General features: G+C 60.0%; 17 protein-coding genes and 3 tRNA genes. 12 read left to right on the top strand and 8 right to left on the bottom strand.

Annotation, left to right across the window (positions count from 1 at the left end; translation table 11 throughout):
* From PSTU_RS0100920 to PSTU_RS0100900, 5 genes are read left to right on the top strand one after another with little or no spacing between them, the layout of a single operon-like run.
* Positions 1-1,098: an ABC transporter ATP-binding protein gene (locus PSTU_RS0100920; protein ID WP_019339167.1), complete on the top strand. Its 1,098-nt coding sequence runs from the start codon at positions 1-3 to the stop codon at positions 1,096-1,098.
* Positions 1,095-1,958: a carbohydrate ABC transporter permease gene (locus tag PSTU_RS0100915; protein ID WP_019339166.1), complete on the top strand. Its 864-nt coding sequence runs from the start codon at positions 1,095-1,097 to the stop codon at positions 1,956-1,958. The genes PSTU_RS0100920 and PSTU_RS0100915 overlap by 4 nt, the downstream gene beginning before the upstream one ends.
* Positions 1,959-1,971: 13 nt before the next feature.
* A complete protein-coding gene (locus tag PSTU_RS0100910) occupies positions 1,972-2,772 on the top strand; it encodes a carbohydrate ABC transporter permease (RefSeq protein WP_019339165.1) in 801 nt (266 codons plus the stop codon).
* 10 nt (positions 2,773-2,782) lie between these two features.
* The gene (locus tag PSTU_RS0100905) at positions 2,783-3,055 is read left to right on the top strand and encodes a DUF2160 domain-containing protein (RefSeq protein ID WP_019339164.1); all 273 of its coding nucleotides are present in this window, start codon (positions 2,783-2,785) and stop codon (positions 3,053-3,055) included.
* 41 nt (positions 3,056-3,096) lie between these two features.
* Positions 3,097-4,836, top strand: a complete 1,740-nt coding sequence (locus tag PSTU_RS0100900) for an ABC transporter substrate-binding protein (RefSeq protein WP_019339163.1) — start codon at positions 3,097-3,099, stop codon at positions 4,834-4,836.
* Between the two features lie 84 nt (positions 4,837-4,920).
* Here the strand turns inward: PSTU_RS0100900 and folD are convergent, their stop codons facing one another.
* Positions 4,921-5,775: a bifunctional methylenetetrahydrofolate dehydrogenase/methenyltetrahydrofolate cyclohydrolase FolD gene (folD, locus tag PSTU_RS0100895; RefSeq protein ID WP_019339162.1), complete on the bottom strand. Its 855-nt coding sequence runs from the start codon at positions 5,773-5,775 to the stop codon at positions 4,921-4,923.
* A gap of 270 nt (positions 5,776-6,045) precedes the next feature.
* Between folD and PSTU_RS0100890 the strand changes: the two genes are divergently transcribed.
* The 3 genes from PSTU_RS0100890 to PSTU_RS0100880 all read left to right on the top strand — a co-directional run bounded on the left by PSTU_RS0100890 (position 6,046) and on the right by PSTU_RS0100880 (position 6,358).
* Positions 6,046-6,122 (top strand) — tRNA-Arg (locus PSTU_RS0100890).
* A gap of 29 nt (positions 6,123-6,151) precedes the next feature.
* A tRNA-His gene (locus PSTU_RS0100885) sits at positions 6,152-6,227 on the top strand.
* A gap of 46 nt (positions 6,228-6,273) precedes the next feature.
* A tRNA-Leu gene (locus PSTU_RS0100880) sits at positions 6,274-6,358 on the top strand.
* 684 nt (positions 6,359-7,042) lie between these two features.
* Here PSTU_RS0100880 and PSTU_RS0100875 read toward each other — a convergent pair.
* From PSTU_RS0100875 to murJ, 4 genes are all read right to left on the bottom strand, one after another.
* Positions 7,043-8,008 (bottom strand): XdhC family protein, encoded by a 966-nt coding sequence (locus PSTU_RS0100875; RefSeq protein WP_019339161.1) that lies wholly within the window; start codon positions 8,006-8,008, stop codon positions 7,043-7,045.
* A gap of 181 nt (positions 8,009-8,189) precedes the next feature.
* Positions 8,190-8,882, bottom strand: coding sequence for an RES family NAD+ phosphorylase (locus PSTU_RS0100870; protein WP_019339160.1), 693 nt, complete (start codon positions 8,880-8,882; stop codon positions 8,190-8,192).
* Positions 8,876-9,280, bottom strand: a complete 405-nt coding sequence (locus tag PSTU_RS0100865) for an antitoxin Xre-like helix-turn-helix domain-containing protein (RefSeq protein WP_019339159.1) — start codon at positions 9,278-9,280, stop codon at positions 8,876-8,878. Before PSTU_RS0100865 ends, PSTU_RS0100870 begins: the two co-directional genes overlap by 7 nt.
* A gap of 111 nt (positions 9,281-9,391) precedes the next feature.
* Entirely contained in the window at positions 9,392-10,861 is a 1,470-nt protein-coding gene (murJ, locus tag PSTU_RS0100860) for a murein biosynthesis integral membrane protein MurJ (RefSeq protein WP_019339158.1), read from the bottom strand.
* Positions 10,862-11,134: 273 nt separating this feature from the next.
* Here murJ and PSTU_RS0100855 point away from each other — a divergent pair, with 273 nt between their 5' ends.
* The 4 genes from PSTU_RS0100855 to PSTU_RS0100840 all read left to right on the top strand — a co-directional run bounded on the left by PSTU_RS0100855 (position 11,135) and on the right by PSTU_RS0100840 (position 20,145).
* The gene (locus PSTU_RS0100855) at positions 11,135-12,379 is read left to right on the top strand and encodes an MdtA/MuxA family multidrug efflux RND transporter periplasmic adaptor subunit (RefSeq protein ID WP_019339157.1); all 1,245 of its coding nucleotides are present in this window, start codon (positions 11,135-11,137) and stop codon (positions 12,377-12,379) included.
* The gene (locus PSTU_RS0100850) at positions 12,376-15,456 is read left to right on the top strand and encodes an MdtB/MuxB family multidrug efflux RND transporter permease subunit (protein ID WP_019339156.1); all 3,081 of its coding nucleotides are present in this window, start codon (positions 12,376-12,378) and stop codon (positions 15,454-15,456) included. The genes PSTU_RS0100855 and PSTU_RS0100850 overlap by 4 nt, the downstream gene beginning before the upstream one ends.
* 118 nt (positions 15,457-15,574) lie before the next feature.
* Complete coding sequence (locus tag PSTU_RS0100845) at positions 15,575-18,679, top strand: efflux RND transporter permease subunit (RefSeq protein WP_019339155.1); 3,105 nt, start codon at positions 15,575-15,577, stop codon at positions 18,677-18,679.
* On the top strand, positions 18,676-20,145 hold the full coding sequence (locus PSTU_RS0100840) for an efflux transporter outer membrane subunit (RefSeq protein WP_019339154.1): 1,470 nt from the start codon (positions 18,676-18,678) through the stop codon (positions 20,143-20,145). Before PSTU_RS0100845 ends, PSTU_RS0100840 begins: the two co-directional genes overlap by 4 nt.
* A 147-nt stretch (positions 20,146-20,292) precedes the next feature.
* Here PSTU_RS0100840 and PSTU_RS0100835 read toward each other — a convergent pair whose 3' ends face one another.
* From PSTU_RS0100835 to PSTU_RS0100825, 3 genes are all read right to left on the bottom strand, one after another.
* Positions 20,293-21,285: a TRAP transporter substrate-binding protein gene (locus PSTU_RS0100835; RefSeq protein ID WP_029404545.1), complete on the bottom strand. Its 993-nt coding sequence runs from the start codon at positions 21,283-21,285 to the stop codon at positions 20,293-20,295.
* Between the two features lie 217 nt (positions 21,286-21,502).
* The gene (locus PSTU_RS0100830) at positions 21,503-22,906 is read right to left on the bottom strand and encodes an efflux transporter outer membrane subunit (RefSeq protein WP_019339152.1); all 1,404 of its coding nucleotides are present in this window, start codon (positions 22,904-22,906) and stop codon (positions 21,503-21,505) included.
* Positions 22,903-26,073, bottom strand: a complete 3,171-nt coding sequence (locus tag PSTU_RS0100825) for an efflux RND transporter permease subunit (protein ID WP_019339151.1) — start codon at positions 26,071-26,073, stop codon at positions 22,903-22,905. The genes PSTU_RS0100830 and PSTU_RS0100825 overlap by 4 nt, the downstream gene beginning before the upstream one ends.
* Positions 26,074-26,154: the final 81 nt, after the last annotated feature.

Here is a 26,154-nt window from a genome sequence, read left to right as displayed (position 1 = left end):
ATGGCAGAAATCCGTTTGCAGAATCTTGCGCACAGCTATAGCAGCCAGCCGCAGGGCGACGCCGACTATGCGATCCGTGAAATGGACCACGTGTGGGAGCAGGGCGGCGCGTACGCATTACTGGGCCCTTCCGGATGCGGCAAGTCGACATTGCTCAACATCATTTCGGGCTTGCTCAGCCCTTCCGAAGGGGACGTTCTGTTCGACATGCGGAAGGTCAATACGCTGACGCCGGAGCAGCGCAACATCGCCCAGGTTTTTCAGTTTCCAGTCGTCTACGACACCATGACGGTGTTCGACAATCTGGCTTTCCCGCTGCGCAATCAAGGCATCGCAGAGGCGCGCGTCGCCAGCAAGGTTCACGAGATCGCCGAGGTGCTGGACCTCCATCCACTGCTCAAACGAAAGGCTCACAACCTCACTGCCGATGAAAAGCAGAAGGTGTCCATGGGGCGGGGGCTGGTCAGGGATGATGTCTCAGCGATTCTGTTCGACGAGCCGCTTACCGTCATCGATCCGCACCTGAAGTGGAAGCTCCGGCGCAAGCTCAAGCAAATCCATGAGCAGTTCAACATCACCATGATCTACGTCACGCATGATCAGCTGGAGGCGTCGACCTTTGCTGACAAGATCGCGGTGATGTATGGCGGCCAGATCGTCCAGTTCGGCACGCCGCGGGAGCTGTTCGAGCGGCCCCAACATACCTTTGTGGGCTATTTCGTCGGCAGCCCAGGCATGAACCTGATCGAAGTGCAGGCGCGCGATGCTGGAGTCGCGTTTGGTGACCAACATTTGCCACTGCCCGCTGCGCTGGCTGAGCAGCTGCCGGGCTTGGCCACTAAGCGCCTGCACATCGGCATCCGCCCGGAGTTCGTTCAGGTCAGCGAAGAGCCGGGTGTCGGCGGGATGTTGGCCGAAGCCGTACGGGTCGAGGATCTGGGAACGTACAAGATCATCACGCTTCGGCTGCAAGGGCATCTGGTCAAGGCGCGCCTGCCAGAAGACCAGGCGGTCCCCAAGGGGGAAGCCTGGGTTGGCTTTCCAGCGCAGTGGCTGCTGCTCTATGCCGACGATCGACTGGTGGAGACGCAGCCATGACCAAGACGCACAACAACCGCGCCTGGTGGTTGGTCCTGCCGGTGTTCCTGCTGGTGGCCTTTAGCGCGATCCTGCCGATGATGACCGTGGTGAACTATTCGGTTCAGGACATCTTTGACTCTTCAACACGGTTCTTCGTCGGCGCGGACTGGTACCGGCAGATACTCAACGATCCTCGGCTGCATGACTCACTGCTGCGGCAGTTCATCTTTTCGGGCTGCGTACTGTTGATCGAGATCCCGCTGGGGATCGCGGTCGCGCTGGCGATGCCGACTCGTGGCCGCTGGGCGTCGCTGTGCCTGATCGTGATGGCGATACCGCTGCTGATCCCATGGAACGTGGTCGGAACCATCTGGCAGATCTTCGGGCGTGCGGATATCGGTTTGCTGGGTTACAGCCTCCGCGAGCTGGGCATCAGCTACAACTACGCATCCAACACCCGGGACGCCTGGCTGACGGTCCTGGTGATGGACGTCTGGCACTGGACGTCCTTGGTCGCGTTGCTCTGCTACTCGGGCCTGCGGGCCATCCCGGATGCCTATTACCAGGCGGCTCGCATCGACAGGGCATCGAGCTGGGCCGTGTTTCGCTACATACAGCTGCCAAAGCTCAAGAGCGTGCTGCTGATCGCCGTCATGCTGCGCTTCATGGACAGCTTCATGATCTATACCGAGCCCTTCGTGCTCACCGGTGGCGGGCCTGGCAACGCCACCACCTTCCTCAGCCAGACCCTGACCAAGATGGCGGTCGGCCAGTTCGATCTCGGACCGGCAGCGGCGTTCTCGCTGATCTACTTCCTGATCATCCTGTTGGTGTCCTGGCTGTTCTACACCGCCATGACCCATGGCGACCAGAAATGACGAGGGCCTGCTGATGAACCTGCGCAAGCGAGTGGTGTTGATCCTCTACATCGCGTTTTTGATGGTGCCGATCTATTGGTTGATCAACATGTCGTTCAAGAGCAACACCGAGATTCTCGGCGGGCTGACACTTTGGCCGCAGGGGTTCACGCTAGATAACTACAAGGTGATCTTCACCGACCGAAGCTGGTATAGCGGCTATATCAACTCTCTGTATTACGTGTGCCTGAACACGATCATTTCGCTGGCCGTCGCGCTACCCGCAGCCTATGCATTTTCCCGATTCCGGTTTCTTGGGGACAAGCATCTGTTCTTCTGGCTGCTGACCAATCGGATGGCGCCACCGGCGGTTTTCCTGCTGCCGTTCTTTCAGCTTTACTCATCAATCGGCCTGTTCGACACGCATATCGCGGTGGCGCTCGCGCACTGCCTGTTCAACGTGCCCTTGGCTGTCTGGATTCTTGAAGGGTTCATGTCAGGTGTGCCCAAGGAGATTGATGAAACGGCCTACATCGACGGCTACAGTTTTCCTAAATTCTTCGTGAAGCTTTTTATTCCGCTGATTGGTTCGGGTATCGGCGTCACGGCGTTTTTCTGCTTCATGTTTTCCTGGGTCGAGCTGCTGTTGGCACGCACGCTGACTTCGGTAGATGCCAAACCAATCGTCTCGGTGATGACACGAACCGTCTCGGCATCGGGGATCGACTGGGGCGTGTTGGCCGCGGCTGGCGTGCTGACGATCCTGCCCGGCATGCTGGTGATCTGGTTTGTCCGCAATCACGTCGCCAAGGGCTTCGCCCTGGGCAGGGTATAGGAGGCAGCAGATGAACTGGATGGCCTGGACCACCCCCACCGCAGCCTTCTTCGCGGTGATCGGCTTGATGCTGGCGATGATGAGCGTGTGGGAGCTGCGGCGCCCCTGCCTGCCGCGCAAAGGCTTTCTACCAATCGTCACCACACGGGGTGATCGATTGTTTATCGGACTTCTGGGCAGCGCCTATTGGCACCTTCTGCTGATAGGGCTGACCGACTGGAGCATCTGGATAGCGTCCGCGCTGTCTCTCGTCTGGTTGTTTGCAGTGATGCGCTGGGGTTGAGCCTGTGGTTCATCCTTTCGAAAAACCCAAAGGAGGTGTTTATGTTCGAAAATAAAAACAACACCCGACATGGCATGGCGCTCGCGGCCCTGCTGACGTTGTCCGGCCTTTCAGGTGCTGCGTGGGCTGACGCCTATGAAGACGCGGCGAAAAAATGGATCGAGTCGGAATTCAACCCCTCGACGCTATCGCCAGAAGAGCAAATGGAGGAGCTGCGCTGGTTCATCAAGGCCGCTGAGCCTTTTCGTGGGATGGAAATCAACGTCGCATCGGAAACCATCACCACCCATGAATATGAGTCCAAGACGCTTGCGCGTGCATTCCGCGAAATCACTGGCATCAAGCTGCGACACGATCTGATGCAGGAGGGCGATGTCGTCGAGAAACTGCAAACACAGATGCAGTCTGGCAAGAACATCTACGACGGCTACATCAACGACTCCGACCTGATCGGCACACACTTCCGCTACGGCAAGGCGGTCGCTATCAGCGACATGATCGAGGGCGAAGCCAAGGATTACACGCTGCCGACGCTCGATCTGGACGACTTCATTGGTATCTCGTTTACCACCGGGCCGGACGGCAAAATCTACCAGTTACCGGTCCAGCAATTTGCCAATCTCTATTGGTTTCGCGCCGACTGGTTCGAACGGCCGGAGCTGAAGAAACAGTTCAAGGAACGGTATGGCTACGAGCTTGGTGTGCCAGTGAACTGGTCCGCATATGAAGACATCGCTGAATTCTTCAGCAAGCATGTCAAGGAGATCGACGGGCAGCGGGTCTACGGTCACATGGATTATGGCAAGAAGGATCCGTCGCTTGGCTGGCGCTTCACCGATGCCTGGTTCTCCATGGCTGGCGCCGGTGACAAAGGTCTTCCAAACGGTTTGCCGGTAGACGAGTGGGGGATTCGTGTCGAGGATTGCCATCCAGTTGGATCAAGCGTAGCGCGTGGCGGCGCGACCAACGGTCCGGCGGCGGTTTATGCAACGCAGAAATACGTCGACTGGATGCGCGAGTACGCGCCGCGCGAAGCCCAGGGCATGACGTTCTCCGAGTCGGGTCCGGTTCCTGCGCAAGGCAATATCGCCCAGCAAATTTTCTGGTACACCGCCTTTACTGCTGACATGACCAAGCCGGGGCTGCCTGTTGTCAACGAGGACGGCACGCCGAAGTGGCGGATGGCGCCGTCGCCTAAAGGGCCGTATTGGGAGGAGGGCATGAAGCTCGGCTATCAGGATGCGGGTTCATGGACATTCCTGGAGTCGACTCCTGAAAAGCGCCGTCTGGCTGCCTGGCTCTACGCGCAATTCACCGTGGCGAAAACCGTGTCGTTGAAAAAGACGCTGGTGGGGCTGACGCCGATCCGTGAGTCAGACATCAACTCGGACGCCATGACCGAGGTGGCGCCGAAATTGGGTGGTCTGGTGGAGTTCTATCGCAGCCCGGCACGGGTGCAGTGGACACCAACCGGAACCAATGTGCCGGACTATCCGCGTCTCGCGCAGCTCTGGTGGCAGTACATCGCCGAAGCAGCCAGTGGTGACAAGACACCTCAGGAGGCGCTGGATGGGCTCGCCGAAGCACAGGACACGATGATGGCGCGGCTCGAGAGAGCCAATGTACAACCGAAGTGTGGGCCAAAGCTGAACGAGCCGCGTGACCCGGAATACTGGCTGACCCAGCCCGGTGCGCCGAAACCCAAACTGGAAAATGAAAAGCCACAGGGCCAGACAGTCAGCTATAGCGAACTGATCAAGTCCTGGGAGCAGGCGCGGTAGTCGGATTGCGCTGAGTAAAACAAAACGGCACCCGCGGGTGTCGTTTTGATGTGTCCGTTGCCTTCGCTTCAGGCGCTACGCGCCTCAACCGTGGAGGTGTTCAGCTGCATGGAGTGTGTTTTCCAGCAGACAGGCACGTGTCATAGGACCTACACCACCCGGTACGGGGGTGATCCAACTGGCGCGTTGCACCGCCACATCGAACTCAACATCACCCACCAGCTTGCCGTCGGCTTGGCGATTGATGCCCACATCGATGACGATGGCGCCTTCCTTGATCCACTCTCCTTTGACCAAACCGGTGATACCCGTTGCGACTACGATCAGGTCGGCGCGTTTGACGTGGTCAGCCAGGTCATGGGTGAATCGGTGAGTGACGGTAGTTGTGCAGCCTGCCAGCAATAGCTCGAGCGCCATGGGTCGGCCGACGATGTTGGACGCTCCCACCACCACCGCGTTGAGGCCATGCAGATCGACCCCGGTGCTGTCCAGCAAGGCCATGATGCCCTTAGGTGTGCAGGGGCGCAGCAGCGGCATCCGTTGGGCGAGCCGGCCAATGTTGTACGGGTGGAAGCCATCCACGTCCTTGTCGGGGCGGATGCGCTCAAGCAGTTGCGAGGCGTCCAGATGCTTAGGCAACGGGAGCTGCACAAGAATGCCGTCGATCGAGGGGTCGTCATTAAGCTGATCGATCAATCCCAGCAATTCATCCTGGCTGGTGGAAGCGGGTAGATCATGCGCGGTGGACTTGAATCCCACCTCCTCGCAATCCTTGCGCTTGTGCGCCACATAGACCTGAGAAGCTGGGTCCATGCCTACGAGGATCACCGCCAGGCCAGGCACTCGTAAACCTTGCTTGGATCGCTCGGCAACTCGGCCGGCGATTTGCTGGCGGACATTGGCAGCGATCTGTTTACCGTCGATCAGTTTTGCGGTCATGACGCGTGATTAACCATCGAGAAGGACTGAAAAAGGACGCGCATTCTCGCACGGCGGCACCGTTCGGCAAAGGCGACACGGTGGGGGATTCCCGTAACTCCTTTACCAGACTGAATTTTTTTCGGTTTAGCTGTTGACGAGGTAAAGCCAGGCCATTAAGATTCGCCCCGCTTGTCGAGCACAGCTTGCTGCTGGGTAAGACGGCTTTTGAAGGTCAAGCCTTCACTGGCCGGAGCTTGAAGTCTGCGCTCAATCGAATGCAGATATAAAGCGCCCGTAGCTCAGTTGGATAGAGCATCCGCCTTCTAAGCGGATGGTCGCAGGTTCGAGTCCTGCCGGGTGCGCCATTCCGGCTTGGTACAAGCAAAGCAATATGGTGGGCGTAGCTCAGTTGGTAGAGCACAGGATTGTGGCTCCTGCGGTCGTGGGTTCGAACCCCATCGTCCACCCCATATTCCGGAACGCCAGGCGCTGCCTGGCGTTTTCGTTTAGAAGTTTGCGGACGTGGTGAAATTGGTAGACACACCAGATTTAGGTTCTGGCGCCGCAAGGTGTGAGAGTTCGAGTCTCTCCGTCCGCACCATCTGAAACGCTGAAAGCCCCGTTAATCGGGGCTTTCGCGTATCTGGAAACCGACAACAGCGGCGCTTCTCTGTGTATACGCGCGAGCGCTCGCGCTACTCCCAACTTTCAACCCCGCGATGGCATTTTCTATGGCTAAGCCGCAGTGGTGTTATTCAGCATTGCAGTGTGTGCAGATCGCATCAGCGAGAGTGGCTCGGTTTGCTATGACTGGAAGCGTTGCGCTCGATAGTAGCCAGCAGGACGTGCTCGCACTAGGTTAGAAGTGATCGGGTCTCGGCCTGCAAGAGCAATTTTATCTAAAAAAATTATTGACAAGAATTGTTATGCACACTCCCAGGCCGATCTTCACTATCAAACCGAAAGCCTTTTTGGTTGTTGGTGTTGCTTATTGCAAGTTATTGAATCGAAAGCGTTTTTCGTTAATGGATAAAAACTCGACGATCTGTGGCAGCCCCCGTCAGTCGGGCGTTTGAGCGAGTCATTCCTGATATGTTCACAGTCTTATCCACAGCTTTTGTGGATAACCGCGTGCAAGCCAAGCGCGGCGGGGCCTTCACGGCTTCGCTGGATGGCCCTGATGTTTATGACAGGAATTCAATCACAAAAAAGCCGTCGGTAAGCATTGGGTGACCGGTGCTCTCTGCCAGCCGCGAGAGGTATTGGATGGCTGTGATCTCATCGTTTAAAGTACGTCCCGCGCCTTGCCTCGATATACCCGCAGCACGTCAGCCATCACCGATAGGGCAATTTCAGCCGGCGTCTTGCTGCCGAGGTTCAATCCGATAGGCATATGGATGCGCTCGATTTGCTCTTCGGTAAGCCCGCCGACGCGCTGCAGTCGCTCGGCCCGCTTGGCCGATGTCTGCAGCGAACCCATGGCGCCGATATAGAACGCCTGGGTTCGTACCGCTTCCATTAGCGCGAGATCATCGATGCGCGGATCGTGTGTCAGTGCGACCACGGCGGTGGCTTCGTGGCACGCGCCGGACGCAATAAGTACGGAGGGTAATATTGGTTGCACTTCGATGCCTTCGATCAGCATGCCCTGCATTTCTTCGCGCGGATCACAAGCTATAACTTCGCAACCAAGCGCTCGGGCGAAGCCAGCGCACGCCCGTGCAACTGGCGATACACCCGCGAGCAGCAGCCGAAGCGCAGGGCCGATACGAATATCCACCTGTTCATCCCTGAGGCACGTCTGCTCGCCGCCTTGGTCGGCCAGCAGTTCGGCGGTGCCGGTCGTCAGGTCTACACGCCGCAGCAAGCGTTCCTGGCCTCGTAGAGTTGCCTGCAGCGTAAGCAGATGGGCACGCCATGCTGGGCTCGGTGTGTGGTGTTCCACCAGCACCTGCAGGATGCCGCCGCACGGTAGTCGTAGGCGATGTCGGTCGTCATCGGTTTCACCGTAGCGCACGATTTGCGCCGGCGCTTGCAGCTCGCCTTGCGCCAGGCTGGCGAGAAATTCCTCTTCGACGCACCCGCCGGACAACGAGCCTGCATGTGTGCCATCGGCTCGGGCAACGAGGAGCGCGCCGGGCGCTCGCGGTGCTGATCCGTAGGTCGATAATACGGTGCAAAACCATACGTCATGTCCGTCCGCTACCCATTGAAGCGCCTGATCGATCACCTGCAGATCAAGGTGTTGCATAGCTGTCCCCCTGGCGAATCGGCGAGACTGGGCCGCCCATTTTGGATCGGACCAGCCCGAAGCGCGTTCTGCTGCATGGGGCTGCGTTGTACGTTGCTGGCAAGCGTTCAGGGAGAGGGCGTGCCGGGCGCCCGCCGCGTGCCGCTCGGTCTGCAAAGTTGCCGCAGGCAGATGACGATGTTCAGATTGAGCCGATCGAGCTGACGCTCGAGATGCAACCGTTCCAGACCATCTCGTAACGCGCGCTTTGGATGATCGAAATCACCGGCTTTGGGGTCATCAGCGCCCAGCAATGCTGGCCTGCCTTGCGTACGGAGTGATAACGCAAACCCGGCTTTCGACCTTCCCTCAGCCGCCGCCCTAGACGATGACCGCTCGAATAGTCGTCAGGGGCGTAGAGCGGATCCGTCATCGGGATGGGCAGTGCATCGAGCATTCCGGCTTCACTGAAGCGGCACGACAAGCCTCGGAAAACAAAGCGCTCATAGTTCAGGCCAATCACCTTGGACCAGTAGCGGTCCTGGTGATAGCTCACCTCAGCGAGCGCCGTATCCATGGTGCTGGCGAGATAAAGCACGCCAAAACTGCCATCGCTGAAGCGCGACCCCGCGGGGTTTATATGAGTAAACGGAGCGGTGGCGTATGAGCAGCCTGGTATGCCGAAGGGGATCTCGGCGCGCGAGATCAACTCCAGATGTCCAGTCTCGTTGCGCAGTCGTGGATTGGTCAGGGCTTGTAGTTGATAGAGCGTTTCGAATTCGTCGGCATCGGCGACATCATCGAACAAGGCGATAGGCGGGAACTTCGAGTTCACCAGCCGATAGGCCTGTTGTTGGACATCAGCCAGCTCCGGCAGCTGATTCGGATTTACCACTGAGCGCCTCGCAGGCTGTCGATACGACGGAATGATTCATACAAGGAAATCATGTCTCCTTGCGCCATGATTTCCAGCGGCGAGCGCCCATTGAAGAATTCGTTGTGGTTGGCCATCGCAGCGAACCCGTACACGTTCTCCGGATTGTCAAAAACCAGTCGAAGGGCGGCATGAATGTTCAGAACGAAGCTGATGCGTTGCATCTGGTCCGGGTCGAGACTGACCGACCAACTGGCGTCACCCGACCTGGCTCGATTATGGGTACTGCGTGAAATGCGAAGAATAGTGCAGGCCTGGTCGGTGGTTGCCTGCCATTTCTCCAGAATGCTCACCGCAGCCCTTAGACCGGTTGCGCACTGGTCTTTCGAAAATGCCTGTGCCTGAAGAATTGCTGCCATGGCTAACCTGCTTGTTTTGCGTCTGTGGAAACAAAGTTAGCACATATTGTATCTGCAGACAAAAACGATGGCTGTCTTTTCATATCGGAACAGCTGGCGTAGCAGGAGCGATCAGGCCTTTTTCATAGACCAATAGGCCGGCTTGAACAGATCCCGCTCGCCGAGCAGTACTACGCCCACAGCGAAGGCGCAGAGTACTAGCGCTATGTACAGGCACAGCTGGAGCAAGCCATGCGGTGCGGGTAGCCAATGCAGCGCGGTAGCCACTGCTGCGGCCGTGGCTACCCAGCGTAGAAGAACGGCAGGTGCCAGGCCTGCCGGGGAGGCGCGATAGACGTACAGGCCCATGAACAGCGCTTGCAAGGCGGCGCCGCTCGAGAACGCGAATGCCAGGCCCTCTGCTCCGTAGGTTCGATACAGCAACGCGTCGAGGCTTACCGTCATTGCAGAGCTGATCAGCGTGATGACCAGAAACAGGCGTGCCTGATGCTGGGCGAGAAGAACTCGTCCCCACAGCAGGGCCAGACCCATCGCCGGAAGCCCTAAGGCATACAGAACTACCAGCGATGCCGTGGCGTCGGTTTGCGTTGCGCCGAACTGGCCGCGTTCCAGCAAAACGGCGACCACGGTTTGGGGAAACGAACAGAGCACCACTGTGGCTGGAACGAGAAACAACAGAGTCGCCAACAGGCCCTTGCGGACCATCGTGGCGTGGCCGCTGAGATCGTCCTGCGTCCAGCTCGATACGAAACGGGGAAACAACACAGACAGTACTGACAACGCGTACAGCGTGAGCGGAATGGTGACGATGCGGAACGCAAACGACAGCATGGTGATGCTGCCTTCGTCCAGATAGGACGCGAAGATCCGTTCGGCCAGAATGCAGCCCTGTTGCGCCCCCGCTGCGAGCAACACCGGAGCGAACGCCAGCCCGAAACCACCACCGTGTCCGTCTGTATCCGCGCGATGGACCTCGCCTCGCAGATACGCGATGCGCCGGTGTTGGACAACAATCAGCGCCAGTTGGGGGAGCAGCATGCCGATGAAAATCACCATGCCGGTGGGCTGAAACAGCAAGATGCCGATGATTGCCCCCGCGTTGAGCAGCACGGTGCGGGTCATCGGCAGGATGAACACTTCATCCATGTTGAGCAGCGCACCCTGGCAATAGAGCACGGCCTGTACCGCCACCAGCGCTGCGCCAAAGCAAAATACGATCTGACCGGCATCGACCTGCGCATCGGTCCAGCCCGGCGCAAGCAGGTTCAGGAACCAGTAGCTACCGACGATTGCAATGGCGCTGACTGCCGCGCCTGCGAGCATGACCCGCCAGTAAAGCCAGCGGCTCACCGTTTCGAAAAGTGCTTCCGACTGGCTACGCAATTTTTGCAGGTAGGGAATCATGGCGTCGCGCAAGGCGAGGCCGAGGAAGTTCTCGAAGAACATCGGCAGGATCAGCGCGACGAAGATAAGGTCCGCTTCCCAGCTCAGGCCGAAGGCCTTGGCAATGAACAGGTCGCGTAGAAAACCCAGTAAAAAGCTGGCAACAGTTAACGCCAGGATGACCAGTGATGCGTTCATTCCTTGATCCTGTGCAGGCCATTATCGGACGGCCTGAAAAAATACGGCATAACTCATCGAGCACGGGGTGATTGCGCTGAGCCACGTTTGGCAGCATCCCGGCGAACGCTACATAGACTGGATAGCTCAAGCATGGTTCCTGCGCCGGCATGGAGCGTTTTGCCATCAGTTCGCGTTGTGACAAGGACGGATACGTAAAAATGCCGTAAATCCCCTTTGCGAGCGGAGCGCGACTGCTTATGGTTCACGCTCATTTTCAGGCGAACCCAGTTCATGTCCGAGGCAAACACTTCTTCCGCCGGCTCCTTTCGGCGCTGGTTGATCATCGGTGGCGTCGTCGCTGTGATTGCGCTATTGCTTTGGTGGCTATGGCCAACCGAGGCCGAGACGCCGTCACAGCGAGAGGGTGGGCGGCCGGCTTTCGGCGCGTTTGGCGGCCCAACGCCCGTGCGGGTCGCATCGGTCGAGCAGGGGACGTTTGAGGTCTATGCCAAGGCGCTCGGCACCGTTACGCCGCTGAACACCGTGAATGTGCGCAGTCGCGTGGCTGGCGAGCTGGTCGAGGTACGCTTCGAAGAAGGCCAGCGGGTCAAGGCCGGTGATCTACTGGCGGTCATCGATCCGCGGCCCTACCAGGTAGCGTTGCAGCAGGCGGAAGGTACCCTGCAGCAGAACCGCGCGCTGCTGCAGAATGCCCAGCTGGACCTGAAGCGCTACCGAGGTCTGTTTGCCGAGGACAGTATTGCCAAGCAGACCCTCGACACCCAGCAGGCGCTCGTCAACCAGTATCAAGGCACACTGGCGGCCAACCAGGCGGCGGTCAATGAGGCCAAGCTGAACCTGCAATTCACTCAGATTCGCGCGCCAATCGATGGGCGCGTCGGCCTGCGCCAGCTTGACCAAGGCAATCTGGTCGCGGCGAACGACACCACACCCTTGGTCGTCATCACTCAGACGCAACCCATGGCGATCAGCTTTACCTTGCCTGAGGGTGAGTTGCCGCCGGTCATCGCCCGCTTTCGTCGCGGTGACGAACTGTCGGTACAAGCCTGGGATCGCGGCGAGCGGGTGCTGTTCGGCGAAGGGGTACTGGAAAGCCTCGACAACCTGATCGACACGACCACTGGCACGCTAAAAATGAAGGCTCGCTTCGATAACGAGGCGGAGCTGTTGATACCCAATCAATTCGTTAACGTTCGCCTGCGCGTGGAAACCCTCGATGATGCGGTGCTGATTCCTTCTGCAGCACTGCAGTTCGGTTCGCGTGGCAACTACGCCTATGTGGTTGGCGAAGACTCGAAGGTCGAGCTGCGGGTGCTTGAGGTTGGCCCGAGCAACGACGAGAAAACGGTCATCACCAACGGCCTCAACGTCGGTGAGCGAATCGTCATGGAAGGCACCGATCGGCTGCGTGACGGCAGCGAAGTCGAAGTGGTGGATCGCCAGAAGCTCGCCGAAGAAGCAGCCGATAATCCGAAAATCGACACACAGAGCGCCAAGGAGCGTCCTGCGCGATGAATATGTCGCGGCTGTTCATCCTTCGGCCGGTGGCAACCACCCTGACGATGATCGCGATCCTGCTGGCCGGTCTCATCGCGTACCGCATGCTGCCGGTCTCCGCGCTGCCTCAGGTGGATTACCCGACCATCCGAGTGATGACGCTGTATCCCGGTGCCAGTCCCGAAGTCATGTCCAGCGCCGTGACCGCTCCGCTGGAACGGCAGTTCGGACAGATGCCGGGATTGACCCAGATGTCCTCGACCAGCTCCGGTGGCGCTTCGGTGATCACCTTACGTTTCTCGCTCGAAGTCGAGCTGGATGTGGCCGAGCAGGAGGTTCAGGCGGCCATCAACGCTGGAAGCAATCTGCTGCCAAACGACCTGCCGGCGCCGCCCGTGTACAACAAGGTCAACCCGGCGGACACACCGGTGATGACGCTGGCGATCACCTCGGAAAGTCTTGCGCTGCCCGAGCTTCATGATCTGGTCGATACGCGCATGGCGCAAAAGCTCGCGCAGATCAGCGGCGTGGGTATGGTCAGTATCGCCGGGGGGCAACGCCCAGCCGTGCGCATCCGCGTCAATCCGGAGGCCTTGGCCTCCTACGGATTGTCACTCGCTGATGTCCGCACATTGGTAACCAGCTCCAACGTCAACCAGCCCAAGGGCAATTTCGACGGCCCGACGCGTGTATCGATGCTCGATGCCAACGATCAGCTGAAGACTCCGGAGGAGTACGCCGAACTCATACTGGCGTACGAGGACGGGGCAACGTTGCGTTTGAAGGATGTTGCCGACATTGTCGATGGTGCCGAGAACGAACGCCTTGCCGCCTGGGCCAATGAAAGCCAGGCCGTGCTGCTGAATATCCAGCGCCAGCCAGGCGCCAATGTGATCGAGGTGGTCGAGCGCATTCAGGCGCTGCTTCCCGAGGTCACAGCCAGCATGCCGGCTGGTCTCGACGTGGTGGTGCTCACCGACCGTACCCAGACCATCCGCGCCGCTATCACCGATGTGCAGCATGAGCTGCTGATGGCCACCTTTCTCGTGGTGATGGTCACTTTCGTTTTTCTCAAGCGGCTCTCGGCAACCATCATCCCCTCTATCGCGGTGCCGTTGTCGCTGATCGGCACCTTTGCTGTGATGCATCTTGCCGGGTTCTCGCTGAACAACCTGACCTTGATGGCGTTGACCATCGCGACCGGTTTTGTGGTCGACGACGCCATCGTTATGCTGGAAAACATTGCGCGCCACGTGGAGGAGGGTGAGACGCCCCTGCAGGCTGCTCTCAAAGGCGCTAAGCAAATCGGCTTCACGCTGATCTCGCTGACGCTGTCGCTGATCGCGGTCCTCATTCCTCTGCTGTTCATGCAAGACGTGGTGGGACGTCTGTTCCGCGAGTTCGCCATTACGCTGGCCGTCGCTATCCTCATCTCGCTGGTGGTGTCACTGACACTGACGCCGATGATGTGCGCCAAGTTGCTCAAGCCTGCGGCAGCGGAAAAATCCAAGCCGGACTGGGTCGAGCGGCTGATCGGCGGCTACGCGCGTTGGCTGACCTGGGTGCTGGGGCACCAGACGCTGACTCTGCTGGTTGCCGTGGTCACACTGGGATTGACGGTCGTGCTGTACCTGGCCGTACCGAAAGGCTTTTTTCCGGTACAGGACACCGGCGTGATTCAAGGCATCAGTGAAGCGCCTCAATCGATTTCCTTCCGCGCGATGAGCGAGCGTCAGCAGTCCTTGTCTCGCGTGATCCTGGCCGACCCGGCTGTGGCCAGCCTGTCGTCCTATATTGGTGTCGATGGCGATAACGTGACGCTCAATAGCGGTCGCCTGCTGATCAATCTAAAACCTCACGCTGAGCGTGATGCAACCGCCAGCCAGATCATCGACCGGCTGCGACCGGAATTGGCGAAACTGCCGGGCATCGACCTGTATTTGCAGCCGGTGCAGGATCTCTCCATCGAGGATCGAGTCAGTCGTACGCAGTTCCAGTTCAGCCTCGAGTCCCCGGACGGCGAACTGCTGCAGGAATGGACGCCGCGTCTGGTCGCGGCGCTGCGCGAGCGCCCCGAGTTGACCGATGTTGCCAGCGATCTGCAAAGTGACGGGCTGCAGATTTTCCTGGATATCGATCGTGATGCGGCGGCGCGGCTGGGTATCGAGATATCGGCTATCACCGATGCGCTGTATGACGCGTTCGGTCAACGCCAGATTTCGACCATCTTCACCCAGGCCAGCCAATACCGCGTGGTGATCGAGGCCGAGGCGGGTGGGCGTCTTGGCGCGAAGGCACTGGAACAGCTGTTCGTGCAGAGCGAAGGCGGCACGCCGGTAAGACTGTCGAGTCTGGCGACGCTTGAGCAGCGCAGCGCGCCGCTGTTGATCAACCACATCGGCCAATTCCCGGCCGTGACGCTGTCATTCAATCTGGCAGACGGCGTTTCGCTCGGCGAAGCGGTGGAGGTCATCGAAGGGGGCGAGGCCGAGATCGGGTTGCCGGCCGGTATTCAGAGTCGTTTCCAGGGCGCCGCCGAGGCGTTCCGCGCGTCGCTGTCGAGCACCTTGCTGCTGATCCTGGCGGCGGTGGTGACCATGTACATCGTGCTCGGCGTGCTCTATGAGAGCTACATTCATCCAATCACCATTCTCTCGACGCTGCCATCGGCTGCGGTCGGCGCCTTGCTCGCGCTGCTACTGACCGGCAACGATCTGGGACTGATCGCCATCATCGGCATCATTCTGCTGATCGGCATCGTCAAGAAGAACGCAATCATGATGATCGACTTCGCGCTCGAGGCCGAACGCCACCAAGGCATGAGCCCGCAGGACGCGATCTACCGCGCGGCGCTGCTGCGTTTCCGCCCGATCCTGATGACCACCCTGGCGGCGCTGTTCGGTGCCGTACCCCTGATGCTGGCGTCCGGCTCGGGCGCAGAACTGCGCCAACCACTGGGCCTGGTGTTGGTCGGTGGCCTGTTGCTCAGTCAGTTGCTGACGCTGTTTACCACGCCGGTGATCTATCTGTTTTTCGACCGCCTGGGCAATCGCTTTTCCCGTAACGGCACGACAGGTCAAGAGGCGAGCGCATGAGCACGGGCGTTCGTAGGATGGGTACAACCCATCAGCGGGGATTAATGGGTTACACCCATCCTACCGTTGACCTGGCTCGTCCAGCCCTCAGACAGCGGCTTCCAGCGGCTTTCAATCGATGAACCTCTCCGCGCCCTTTATCGCGCGTCCGGTCGCGACCATGCTGCTGAGCCTGGCGATTTTGCTGTTGGGAGGAGTCAGCTTCGGCCTATTACCGGTGTCGCCGCTGCCGAACATGGACTTCCCCGTCATTACGGTGCAAGCGAGCTTGCCGGGGGCGAGTCCGGAAATCATGGCCTCCAGCGTCGCAACGCCGCTGGAGCGCTCATTAGGCAGCATTGCCGGCGTCAGCCAGATGAGCAGTCGCAGCAGCCAGGGCTCGACGCGGATCATCATCCAGTTCGATCTCGATCGCGACATCAACGGTGCCGCCAGGGACGTGCAGGCGGCCATCAACGCGTCGCGCAACCTACTGCCCAGCGGCATGCGGAGCATGCCGACCTACCGCAAGATAAACCCGGCGCAGGCGCCGATCATGGTGCTGTCCCTAACTTCCGAGGTGTTGGATAAGGGGCAGCTCTATGACATCGGTTCGACCGTCCTGGCGCAGAAGCTTTCCCAGGTGCCCGGTGTCGGCGAGGTACAGGTCGGCGGCAGCTCCTTGCCGGCCGTGCGCGTCGAACTGCAGCCGCAACAACTCGAGCAATACGGTGTTTCCCTTGATGAGGTGCGCCAAACCATCGCCTCGGCCAACGTGCGTCGCCCCAAAGGCATGGTCGAAGACGATCATCGTCACTGGCAGGTGCAGGCCAACGATCAACTGCACGAAGCCGCGGATTACCTGCCACTAATCATTCGCTATCAGGATGGCGCGGCGCTGCGCCTGAGCGACGTTGCCAAGGTCAGGGATGGGGTCGAAGACCGCTACAACGACGGATTCTTCAACAACGAGCGAGCGGTGCTGCTGGTAATCAATCGCCAGGCCGGCGCAAACATCATCGAAACCATCGAGGGCATCCGCAACGAGCTACCCGCGCTCCAGGCAATCGTGCCTGGCAGCGTAAAGATGGCAGTGGCGATGGATCGATCACCCGTCATCCGGGCAACCCTGCACGAGGCTGAGCGGACCTTGTTGATTGCGGTGGGGCTGGTCATTCTGCTGGTATTCCTGTTCCTTGGCCGCCTGCGTACAGCGCTGATACCAGCGCTTGCGGTACCGGTTTCGTTGGTCGGCACCTTTGCCGTGATGTATCTGTTCGGCTTCTCGCTCAATGTGCTGTCGCTGATGGCTCTGATCCTCGCCGCCGGGCTGGTGGTGGACGACGCGATCGTGGTGCTGGAGAACATTGCACGACACATCGATGACGGCGTCCCACCGATGCGTGCCGCCTACATCGGGACCCGTGAGGTTGGCTTTACCCTGCTGTCGATGAACCTGTCACTGGTGGTGGTGTTCGTTTCGATCCTGTTCATGGGCGGTATCGTCGAGCGGCTGTTCCGCGAGTTCTCCATCACCCTGGCGGCTGCCATCCTCGTCTCGCTGTTAGTGTCGCTGACCTTGACGCCAATGCTGTGCGCCCGTTGGCTCAAGCCTCACCAGCCCGAGCACGATGGCCGGCTGCATCGCTGGAGCCACGATGCCCACCAATGGCTGTTGCGCCACTACGACCGTTCCCTGGGCTGGGCGCTGCGTCATCATCGCATCACCTTATTCACGTTGCTGGCGACCATCGGCCTCAATGTTTTCCTTTATATCGAGGTACCGAAAACCTTCCTCCCGCAACAGGACACCGGCCAGCTGACCGGCTTCATCCGCGGTGACGACGGGCTGTCGTTCCAGGTCATGCAGCCGAAAATGGAAACCTACCGTAAGGCGGTGCTGGCCGATCCGGCGGTGGAAAGTGTGGCCGGCTTTATCGGTGGCCAGGGTGGCATCAACAACGCCTTCATGATCGTTCGGCTCAAGCCGCTGGCCGAGCGCAAGATATCCGCGCAGAACGTAATCGAGCGCATTCGCAAGAATCAGCCAAAGGTCCCCGGCGGCCGCATGTTCCTCATGGCGGATCAGGATCTACAGTTCGGTGGCGGCCGGCAGAGCAGTTCGGCCTATTCATACAATCTGTTGGCGAGCGATCTGGCCGATCTGCGCACCTGGGTGCCGCAAGTGACCCGAGCGCTGATGGCCTTGCCGGAGCTCACCAGCATCGACGCCAATGAAGGCGAGGGCGCGCAACAGATCAGCCTGAAGATCGATCGCGACGCGGCCAAGCGACTCGGCATCGACATGAGCACGGTGACAACCTTGCTCAATAACGCGTTCAGCCAGCGACAGATCTCCACCATCTACGAATCGCTCAATCAGTATCAGGTAGTGATGGAGATCGACCCGAGCTACGCCCAACATCCAGAAGTGCTGGAACAGATCCAGGTGATCACCAGCGATGGCCGGCGCGTACCGCTGGCCGCATTCGCCCGCTACGAGCGAAGCCTGGAAGAGGACCGCGTCAGCCATGATGGGCAGTTCGCCGCCGAAAACATTGATTTCGATCTGGCGCCCGGCGTCAGCCTCGATCAGGCGACACGGGCCATCGAACGGGCTGTCGCAGCCATCGGCATGCCCAGCGAGGTGCAGGGGCGCCTAGGTGGTACCGGCGACGTATTCAAGGCCACTCAGGAAGGTCAGCCGCTGATGATCCTCGGTGCCTTGCTGCTGGTGTACATCGTGCTTGGGATTCTCTACGAAAGTTACATTCATCCGCTGACTATCCTGTCGACGCTGCCTTCGGCTGGTGTCGGGGCATTGCTGGCTATCATCCTGACACGCGAAGAGTTCAGTCTGATCTCTCTGCTGGGCCTGTTCCTGCTGATCGGCGTGGTGAAGAAGAACGCGATTCTGATGATAGATCTCGCGCTGCAGTTCGAACGGAACGACGGCCTGCCGCCGGCGGAATCGATTCGTCGGGCCTGCTTGCTGCGTTTCCGCCCGATCCTGATGACGACCATGGCCGCCATTCTCGGCGCGCTGCCTCTGCTGATGGGCGGTGCCGAAGGTTCCGAAATGCGCCAGCCGCTGGGGCTGGCCATCATCGGAGGTCTGATGCTCAGCCAGATTCTCACGCTCTACACCACGCCGGTGGTCTACCTGTACCTGGACCGCGCGCGTCATCGTTTCAACCGCTGGCGCGGTGTACGCACCGACGCCGCACTGGAAAATCCGCTATGAGTCCGTTGTCCCTGAAACACACCCTCCGTCCGCTGGCCCTTGTGGTTCTGGTGCTCTCTGTAACCGCCTGCACCTTGGGCCCTGACTATCAGCGGCCCGAGTTGCCCATGGCTGCAGAATTCAAGCAGGCCGAAGGTTGGAAGGTCGCCAATCCGGCAGATACGCTGGAGCGCGGTAATTGGTGGCGGCTATACGGAGATACGAAGTTGGATGCCTTGGTTGGTCGGCTGAACCTGTCGAACCAGAATCTGGCGGCGGCAGAAGCACAGTATCGCCAGGCGCGGGCGCTGGTTCGGGGCGCACGCTCGCAATTGTTTCCGACAGTGGGCAGCAGTGCTGGAGCGACGCGCGCTGCGCAGAACGGTTCGACCAGCGCAGTACAAGGCGGCAGCGCCAGTGGTATCAGCGAGAGCTACAGTGTTGGCCTCGATGCTTCCTGGGAGCTGGATGTGTGGGGCCGTCTGCGGCGCAACCTGGAAGCCAATCGCGCCAGCATGCAGGCGAGCGCGGCAGATCTGGCAGCGGTTCGCTTGAGCCTGCAATCCGAATTGGTCCAGACCTATTTGCAATTGCGCGTGATGGACGAACAGCAGCGATTGCTGAACCAGACGGTCGAAGCCTTCGCCCGTTCATTGCGACTGACGGAAAACCAGTACCGCGCGGGAATCGTGCCGAAGTCCGATGTAACCCAGGCACTGACGCAGTTGCGGAGCACTGAGGCCCAGGCCATTGACCTGCAGTGGCAGCGAGCGCAGATGGAACATGCGATCGCAGTGCTGATCGGAGTGCCGCCAGCGGAGCTGAACATAGCCGAACTCGACGAGATTCCGGAGCTGCCGGCGGTGCCGCTGGCGCTACCTTCGCAATTGCTTGAGCGTCGCCCGGATATAGCCTCGGCTGAGCGTCAGGTGATCGCTGCCAATGCCCAGATCGGTGTGGCCGAAGCGGCCTGGTATCCGGACCTGACGCTGAGCGCGAGCGGTGGCTACCGCAACAGCAGTTTGAGTAACCTGATCAGCTTGCCCAACCGCTTCTGGTCGCTCGGCCCACAGCTGGCGGTCACGCTGCTCGATTTTGGTGGCCGTCGTGCTGACCTCGAAGCAGCCGAGGCTAACTATGATTTGACGGTGGCCAATTACCGCCAGACGGTGCTCGACAGCTTCCGTGAGGTCGAAGACAACCTGGTACAACTGCGCGTTCTCGCTGCTGAAGCGGTGGTCCAGCGTCAAGCCCTGGAAGCGGCACAAGAATCGCTGCGCCTGGTTCAGAACCAGTACCGCGCCGGTACCGTCGACTTCCTCAGCGTTGCCACCGTGCAAACCAGTGCGCTGAACAACGAGCGCACCTATCTGACGCTGCTGGGCGATCAGCTCGCCGCCAGTGTTCAATTGATCGCAGCGTTAGGCGGTGGGTGGGAAGAATCGCAGCTGGATTTCGAACCCGTGCTGGAGACGCCTGAGCGCTGATAATCAACGGACGCGCCCGTGCCAAGTCATTCTTCAGATGGCGAGCCGCATGCTGCTTACAGATAAAGGCTGGGCTTGGGCTGTCGTTGAGGGGCAATTTGAAACCGCGGCATTGCTGCCGCGGTCAGGAAGTGAAGCGGGGAGTGGTCAGTCGCGCTGCTTGCGATTGACCGTTTGCGCCGCCTTGATGATATCGGCGCCGATCACCGGTTCGAATTCCTTCCAGACCGGTCGCATGGCTTCGCGCCAGGCTTCGCGTTGTGCTGGCGTCAGTTCGATGATCTCGGACGTCCCAGCTTTGCGGATGCGCTCACGGTCGGCCTGGTTGGCTTCCTCCGCCGCGCGATTCACCTCGAAGGTGACCTCGTCGATGATGCCTTCCAGCTCGGTACGGACTCGATGCGGTATGCCGAACCAGAATCGCGTATTGCTCACCAGCATGTAGTCGAGTACGCCATGGTTGGATTCGGTGATGTAGGGCTGCACGGTGTGCATCTTCTTGCTGTAGATGTTCGACCAGGGGTTCTCCGCACCTTGCACGGTGCCGTTCTGCAGCGAGGCGTAGACCTCGGAAAAGGGGATCTTCTTGGTCGGCGCCTCTACCTGCGCGAATTGCGATTCCAGAACGGCTGAGGGTTGGATACGGAATGCCAGCCCCGCTGCATCGCTCGGCAGCAGTAGCGCCCTTGTCGCCGATAACTGCTTCATACCGTTGTGCCAGTAAGCCAGGCCGGTGATGTTTTCCTTTTCCATCGAGCGCAGCAGTTGGCGGCCCTTGGCGCGTTTCTGGAACCGGTTGACGGCTTCCAGATCGTCAAACAGGAAAGGCAGGTCGAACACCTGCACCTGCTTGGTGTACTTCTCGAACTTCGCTAACGACGGCGCCAGCAGTTGCACCTCGTTGTTGGCCAATGCCTCGAGTTCGTTAGCATCGCCGAACAGTGACGAGTTGGGATAAACCTCGACGGTCACCTGGCCGGGCAGACGCTCTTCAACGAGTTTCTTGAACAGCAGGGCACCCTTGCCTTTCGGGGTGTCTTCAGCGACGACGTGCGAGAACTTGATGACGATCGGCTCAGCTTCGACCGCGGTCGCGGTCAACGCCAGCACGAGGCCGGCGAGGGTGATGATCGGCTTGATCATGAAAAGGCTCTTTATTTTTGGTGGGTTGGCATCACATCCGGAAACCGAATGTTATTTGAGCTTCAACGAAGCGTTATGCCAAATAAGGCGCACCGTAAAAAGGGCTTTCTCAAAGAATTCATAATTGAGGGAGCGGGAGTTGCAACAGGTCACACTTTGGCCGCTGAGAGCAACTGCTCTGCGCAGCAAGGCGGCGGCGCAGAGCTATTGCAGATCAACGACTGGACAACTGCCAACCGCCGCCAAGTGCTTTGTAAACACCCACGACGCCACGATAGACCGCGACTTCGGCTTGCGCCTGCGCATCCTCCGCAGCCAGACGCTCACGTTCGGCATCCAGCAGCACCAGAAAGTCCACCGTGCCTTCGCGATAACGGATGGCGGCTTGCTCCGCTGCTGCGCGACTGGCGCCTGACTGACGCAACAGGGCGAGCAACCGCTCCTGCGCGCGGGCATAGTCGCTGAAGGCGTTCTCCGATTCCTCCAACGCCAGCAGGACCTGCTGCTCGTAGCTGGCCAGCGCTCCTTCGGCGTCCGCTTTTGCACCGCGCAATCTGGCGCGAACACTGCCCATGTCGAACGCTGCCCAAGTGATGCTCGGTGCGACGCCCCAAGCCTGGGCCGCACTCGAACCGATCTGCGAGCCGCGCCCGGCGATGAAGCCGAGGAAGCCACTCAGGCTTACCCGCGGAAACAGATCAGCAGTCGCCACGCCTACGTTGGCGGTCGCCGCTGCCAGTTGCCGTTCCGCCGCAAGAATGTCTGGCCGGCGACGTAACAGTTCGGTCGGGTCGCCAATCGGCAGCGCCTTGGCAATGGCCGGTAGCTCGCGCGCCGAGAGGTTAACACTCAGCTTGTCGGCGCGCTGACCAAGTAAGGTTGCGATGCGATTGGTCGCGCGGGTCTGCTGCGCCTGCAGTTGCGGCAAGCTGGCCTCGGTTGCGGCCAGCCGCGCATCGGCGCGCAGCACGTCGAGCTCGCTGCCCACGCCAGCGTCTCGCAACTGCTCGGTTAGAAGATGCGAGTTGCGCTGGTTTTCGAGATTTTCCCTGGCGATGCGTTCACGCAATTGCGCGCCGCGCAGCTGGCCGTAGGCATCGACCAGTTCGGCGATCAGGCTGACCTGTAACTGGTACAGCTCGGCTTCTGCGGCCTCGCTCTGCGCCTCGCTGGCTTCGATGCGCCGTTGCACCCGACCGAACAGGTCCAGTTCCCAAGCCATGTCGAGTCCCAGATCGTAGCGCTCGACGCTGCTGCGCTCCTCGCTGAAGCCGGGCTGTTGAGCCTCGCCGTATTCGGCACTGGCGCCTGCAGTTACGATGGGGAATCGATCGTTGGCCGCATCATCCCGGATCGAGCGAGCGGCTCGGAGCCGGGCGAAAGCGATGCGCAGCTCGCGGTTTTCCGACAACGCTTCACTCACCAGCACATCGAGCGTCGGATCGTCGAACTGACGCCACCAGGCCGCCTGAAAGCGTGACTGGTCGAAACCCGCCGCCGCAGCGCGTTCAATTTGCGCGGGCGCAACCTCCGGGGCGCGATAGTCCGGTCCCACTGCACAGGCACTCAATGCGAGGGCAGCCACCAGCAGCAGCGGGGTGGTAATGACAGCCTTCATGCATGTGCCTCCTTCAGTACCGCTTTCTTCTCCGCGCGCCGTTCGACGAAGGCGCGGATCACCAGATAGAACACCGGCGTCAGCAACAGCCCGAAGAAGGTGACGCCGAGCATGCCGCTGAACACTGCGACGCCCATGGCGTGACGCATCTCGGCGCCAGCGCCGGAGGAGAGCACCAGCGGCACCACACCCATGATGAACGCGAAGCTGGTCATCAGAATCGGGCGCAGCCGCAGGCGGCAGGCCTCGAGTACAGCGGACAGCCGATCCATGCCTTCTTCCTGCTTGTCCTTGGCGAACTCGACGATAAGGATCGCGTTCTTGCACGCCAGACCAACGAGCACGATCAGGCCGATCTGGGTAAACACATTGTTGTCACCGCCAGACAGGATCACCCCGGTGATGGCCGATAGCAGCGTCATCGGCACGATCAGGATCACCGCCAACGGCAGGCTCCAGCTCTCGTACTGCGCCGCCAATACCAGGAAGGCCAGCAGCACACAGAGCGGGAAGACGAACATTGCGGTGTTGCCGGCGAGGATCTGCTGATAGGTCAGTTCGGTCCATTCGAAGCTCATGCCGTTCGGGAGCTCGGCTTGCAGCAGCCGTTCCATGGCCGCCTCGGCCTGGCCGGAGCTGTAGCCGGGGGCGGCCGCGCCGTTGATCTCAGCGGTGAGGAAGCCGTTGTAGTGCATCACCCGATCCGGCCCGGAGCTGTCACTGACCTCGACGAACGTCGACAGAGGCACCATCTCGCCACGGTTGTTGCGCACCTTCAATTGGCCAATCTGGTCGGGCGTCAGGCGAAACTTCTGCTCGGCCTGGACGTTGACCTGATAGGTGCGACCAAAGCGGTTGAAGTCATTGGCATACAGCGAGCCAAGGTAGACCTGCATGGTGTCGAAAATCTGGTCGATCGCCACGCCATGGGTCTTGGCTTTTTCTCGGTCGATGTCGGCATCGATCTGCGGCACGTTCACCTGATAGCTGGTAAACAGCCCGGCCAGTTCGGGATAGTCCGCGCTCTTGGCAATGACGTTCTGTACTTGCTTGTACAGCTCTTCATAGCCGAGGTTGCCGCGGTCCTGCACCTGCACGCGGAAGCCGCCGATGGTGCCCAAACCTTGTACGGGTGGCGGCGGAAAGATGGCGATGAAGGCGTCTTGTATCTGCGCGAACTTACCGTTCAGATCAGCCGCAATGGCGTTGGCGGACAGTGACGGATCACTGCGCTCATCGAAGGGCTTGAGCGGGGTGAAAACGATTCCACTATTCGGGCTGTTGGTGAAACCATTGATCGACAGGCCGGGGAAGGCCACGGTGTTTTCCACACCGGGGTGCTCGGCAGCGATTTGCGACATGCGCTTGATGACGTCCTCAGTGCGATCCAGCGTCGCGGCATCGGGCAGTTGTGCGAAGGCGACCAGGTACTGCTTGTCCTGCGGGGGCACGAAACCGGTCGGTGTGCTGGCGAAGCCCATATAGCCGAGTCCGACCAGGCCGAGATAAACCACCAGAGCAATGCCGCTGCCACGCAGGATGCGTTTAACCGCACCGACGTAACCGTGGCTGGCGCGTTCGAATACCCGGTTGAAGGGGGCGAACAGCCAGCCGCCGAACAGCTTGTCCAGCAGGCGTGAGAAGCCGTCTTTAGGCGCGTCATGGCTGCGCAGCAACGCGGCCGCCAACGCTGGTGACAGGGTCAGGGAGTTGAAGGCCGAGATCACCGTCGAAATCGCAATGGTCAACGCAAACTGTTGATAGAACTGCCCGGTGAGGCCGGAGATGAAGGCAGTCGGGATGAACACAGCGCAGAGCACCAGCGCCGTGGCGATGATCGGCCCAGTCACTTCCTTCATCGCCTGCTTGGTGGCTTCCACCGGCGACTTGCCGAGGCCGATGTTCCGCTCGACGTTCTCCACCACGACGATGGCGTCATCCACCACGATGCCAATCGCCAGCACCAGGCCGAACAACGACAGCGCGTTGAGCGAGAAGCCGAGCATGTGCATTACGGCGAAGGTGCCGATCAGCGATACGGGCACGGCAGCCAACGGAATAATCGAGGCGCGCCAGGTCTGCAGGAACAGAATCACCACCAGCACCACCAGCACGATGGCTTCAAGCAGGGTATGCACCACCGCCTCGATGGAACCGCGAACAAAGATGGTTGGGTCGTAGACGATTTCGTAGTCCACGCCTTCAGGGAAGTCCTTCTTCAGCTCGGCCATGCGGGCACGCACTGAGTCGGAGATTTCGATGGCGTTTGAGCCAGGACGCTGGAACACCGGGATGGCAACGGCAGGCTGGTTGTTAAGCAGTGAACGCAGTGCGTATTGACTGGAGCCCAGTTCGATACGAGCGATGTCCCGGAGGCGAGTGATCGAACCGTCTTCGCCGGCGCGAATGATGATGTTCTCGAACTCTTCTTCGCTGACCAGCCGGCCCTGTGTGTTGATCGACAGCTGGAAGTCCGTCGCGCCCGGCGCGGGTGGCGCACCCAGCGAACCCGCAGCGACCTGACGGTTCTGCTCGCGGATCGCGTTAACCACGTCGGTTGCGGTGAGGTTGCGCGAGGCCACCTTGTTCGGATCGAGCCACACACGCAGCGAGTAATCACCCATGCCGAACAGCTGCACATCGCCGATGCCGTCCAGCCGCGCCAGCTCGTCCTTGACGTTGAGTGCCGCATAGTTGGACAGATAGAGCATGTCGTAGCGCTCATCCGGCGAGGTCAGGTGCACCACCATGGTCAGGTCCGGCGAAGCCTTGTCCACCGTTACACCGAGACGCTGCACTTCCGTCGGCAACGTCGGCTGGGTACGCGTGACGCGGTTCTGTACCTGCACCTGGGCGTTGTCCAGATCGGTCCCCAGCGCGAAGGTGACGGTCAGGGTCAGCTTGCCGTCAGCGGTCGCCTGGGACGACATGTAAAGCATGCCCTCGACACCGGTGATGGCTTGTTCCAGTGGCGACGCAACGGTTTCGCCGATTACCTTCGGGTTTGCACCCGGGAAGCTGGCGCGCACCACTACGGTCGGCGGCACGACTTCGGGATATTCGCTGATCGGCAGTTGGAACAGTGAAATGGCGCCGCCGATCAGGATGATCAGCGACAGCACCGCGGCGAAGATCGGCCGCTGGATGAAGAACTGGGAGAAATTCATGACGCACTCCGGGGGAGAGGGTGCGCGTGACGCACCCTGTCGGAATCGATTTTGTTTTGAGTTGGCGCCTCGGCGCCGGTC

This window comes from Stutzerimonas stutzeri SDM-LAC (assembly GCF_000235745.1).
GTDB classification, from domain to species: Bacteria; Pseudomonadota; Gammaproteobacteria; order Pseudomonadales; family Pseudomonadaceae; genus Stutzerimonas; species Stutzerimonas stutzeri_H.
Note: the sequence above shows the minus strand (reverse complement) of the source record. Positions and strands in the feature narration are given on the sequence as shown.

What these genes read in the sequence shown, in the direction of transcription:
- PSTU_RS0100850 (WP_019339156.1), top strand. Translation starts at nt 12,376, where the DNA reads ATGAATATGTCGCGGCTGTTCATCCTTCGGCCGGTGGCAACCACCCTG.
- PSTU_RS0100830 (WP_019339152.1), bottom strand. Translation starts at nt 22,906, where the DNA reads ATGAAGGCTGTCATTACCACCCCGCTGCTGCTGGTGGCTGCCCTCGCA.
- PSTU_RS0100905 (WP_019339164.1), top strand. Translation starts at nt 2,783, where the DNA reads ATGAACTGGATGGCCTGGACCACCCCCACCGCAGCCTTCTTCGCGGTG.
- PSTU_RS0100875 (WP_019339161.1), bottom strand. Translation starts at nt 8,008, where the DNA reads ATGCAACACCTTGATCTGCAGGTGATCGATCAGGCGCTTCAATGGGTA.
- PSTU_RS0100855 (WP_019339157.1), top strand. Translation starts at nt 11,135, where the DNA reads ATGTCCGAGGCAAACACTTCTTCCGCCGGCTCCTTTCGGCGCTGGTTG.
- PSTU_RS0100865 (WP_019339159.1), bottom strand. Translation starts at nt 9,280, where the DNA reads ATGGCAGCAATTCTTCAGGCACAGGCATTTTCGAAAGACCAGTGCGCA.
- folD (WP_019339162.1), bottom strand. Translation starts at nt 5,775, where the DNA reads ATGACCGCAAAACTGATCGACGGTAAACAGATCGCTGCCAATGTCCGC.
- PSTU_RS0100920 (WP_019339167.1), top strand. Translation starts at nt 1, where the DNA reads ATGGCAGAAATCCGTTTGCAGAATCTTGCGCACAGCTATAGCAGCCAG.
- murJ (WP_019339158.1), bottom strand. Translation starts at nt 10,861, where the DNA reads ATGAACGCATCACTGGTCATCCTGGCGTTAACTGTTGCCAGCTTTTTA.
- PSTU_RS0100825 (WP_019339151.1), bottom strand. Translation starts at nt 26,073, where the DNA reads ATGAATTTCTCCCAGTTCTTCATCCAGCGGCCGATCTTCGCCGCGGTG.
- PSTU_RS0100840 (WP_019339154.1), top strand. Translation starts at nt 18,676, where the DNA reads ATGAGTCCGTTGTCCCTGAAACACACCCTCCGTCCGCTGGCCCTTGTG.
- PSTU_RS0100845 (WP_019339155.1), top strand. Translation starts at nt 15,575, where the DNA reads ATGAACCTCTCCGCGCCCTTTATCGCGCGTCCGGTCGCGACCATGCTG.
- PSTU_RS0100900 (WP_019339163.1), top strand. Translation starts at nt 3,097, where the DNA reads ATGTTCGAAAATAAAAACAACACCCGACATGGCATGGCGCTCGCGGCC.
- PSTU_RS0100910 (WP_019339165.1), top strand. Translation starts at nt 1,972, where the DNA reads ATGAACCTGCGCAAGCGAGTGGTGTTGATCCTCTACATCGCGTTTTTG.
- PSTU_RS0100915 (WP_019339166.1), top strand. Translation starts at nt 1,095, where the DNA reads ATGACCAAGACGCACAACAACCGCGCCTGGTGGTTGGTCCTGCCGGTG.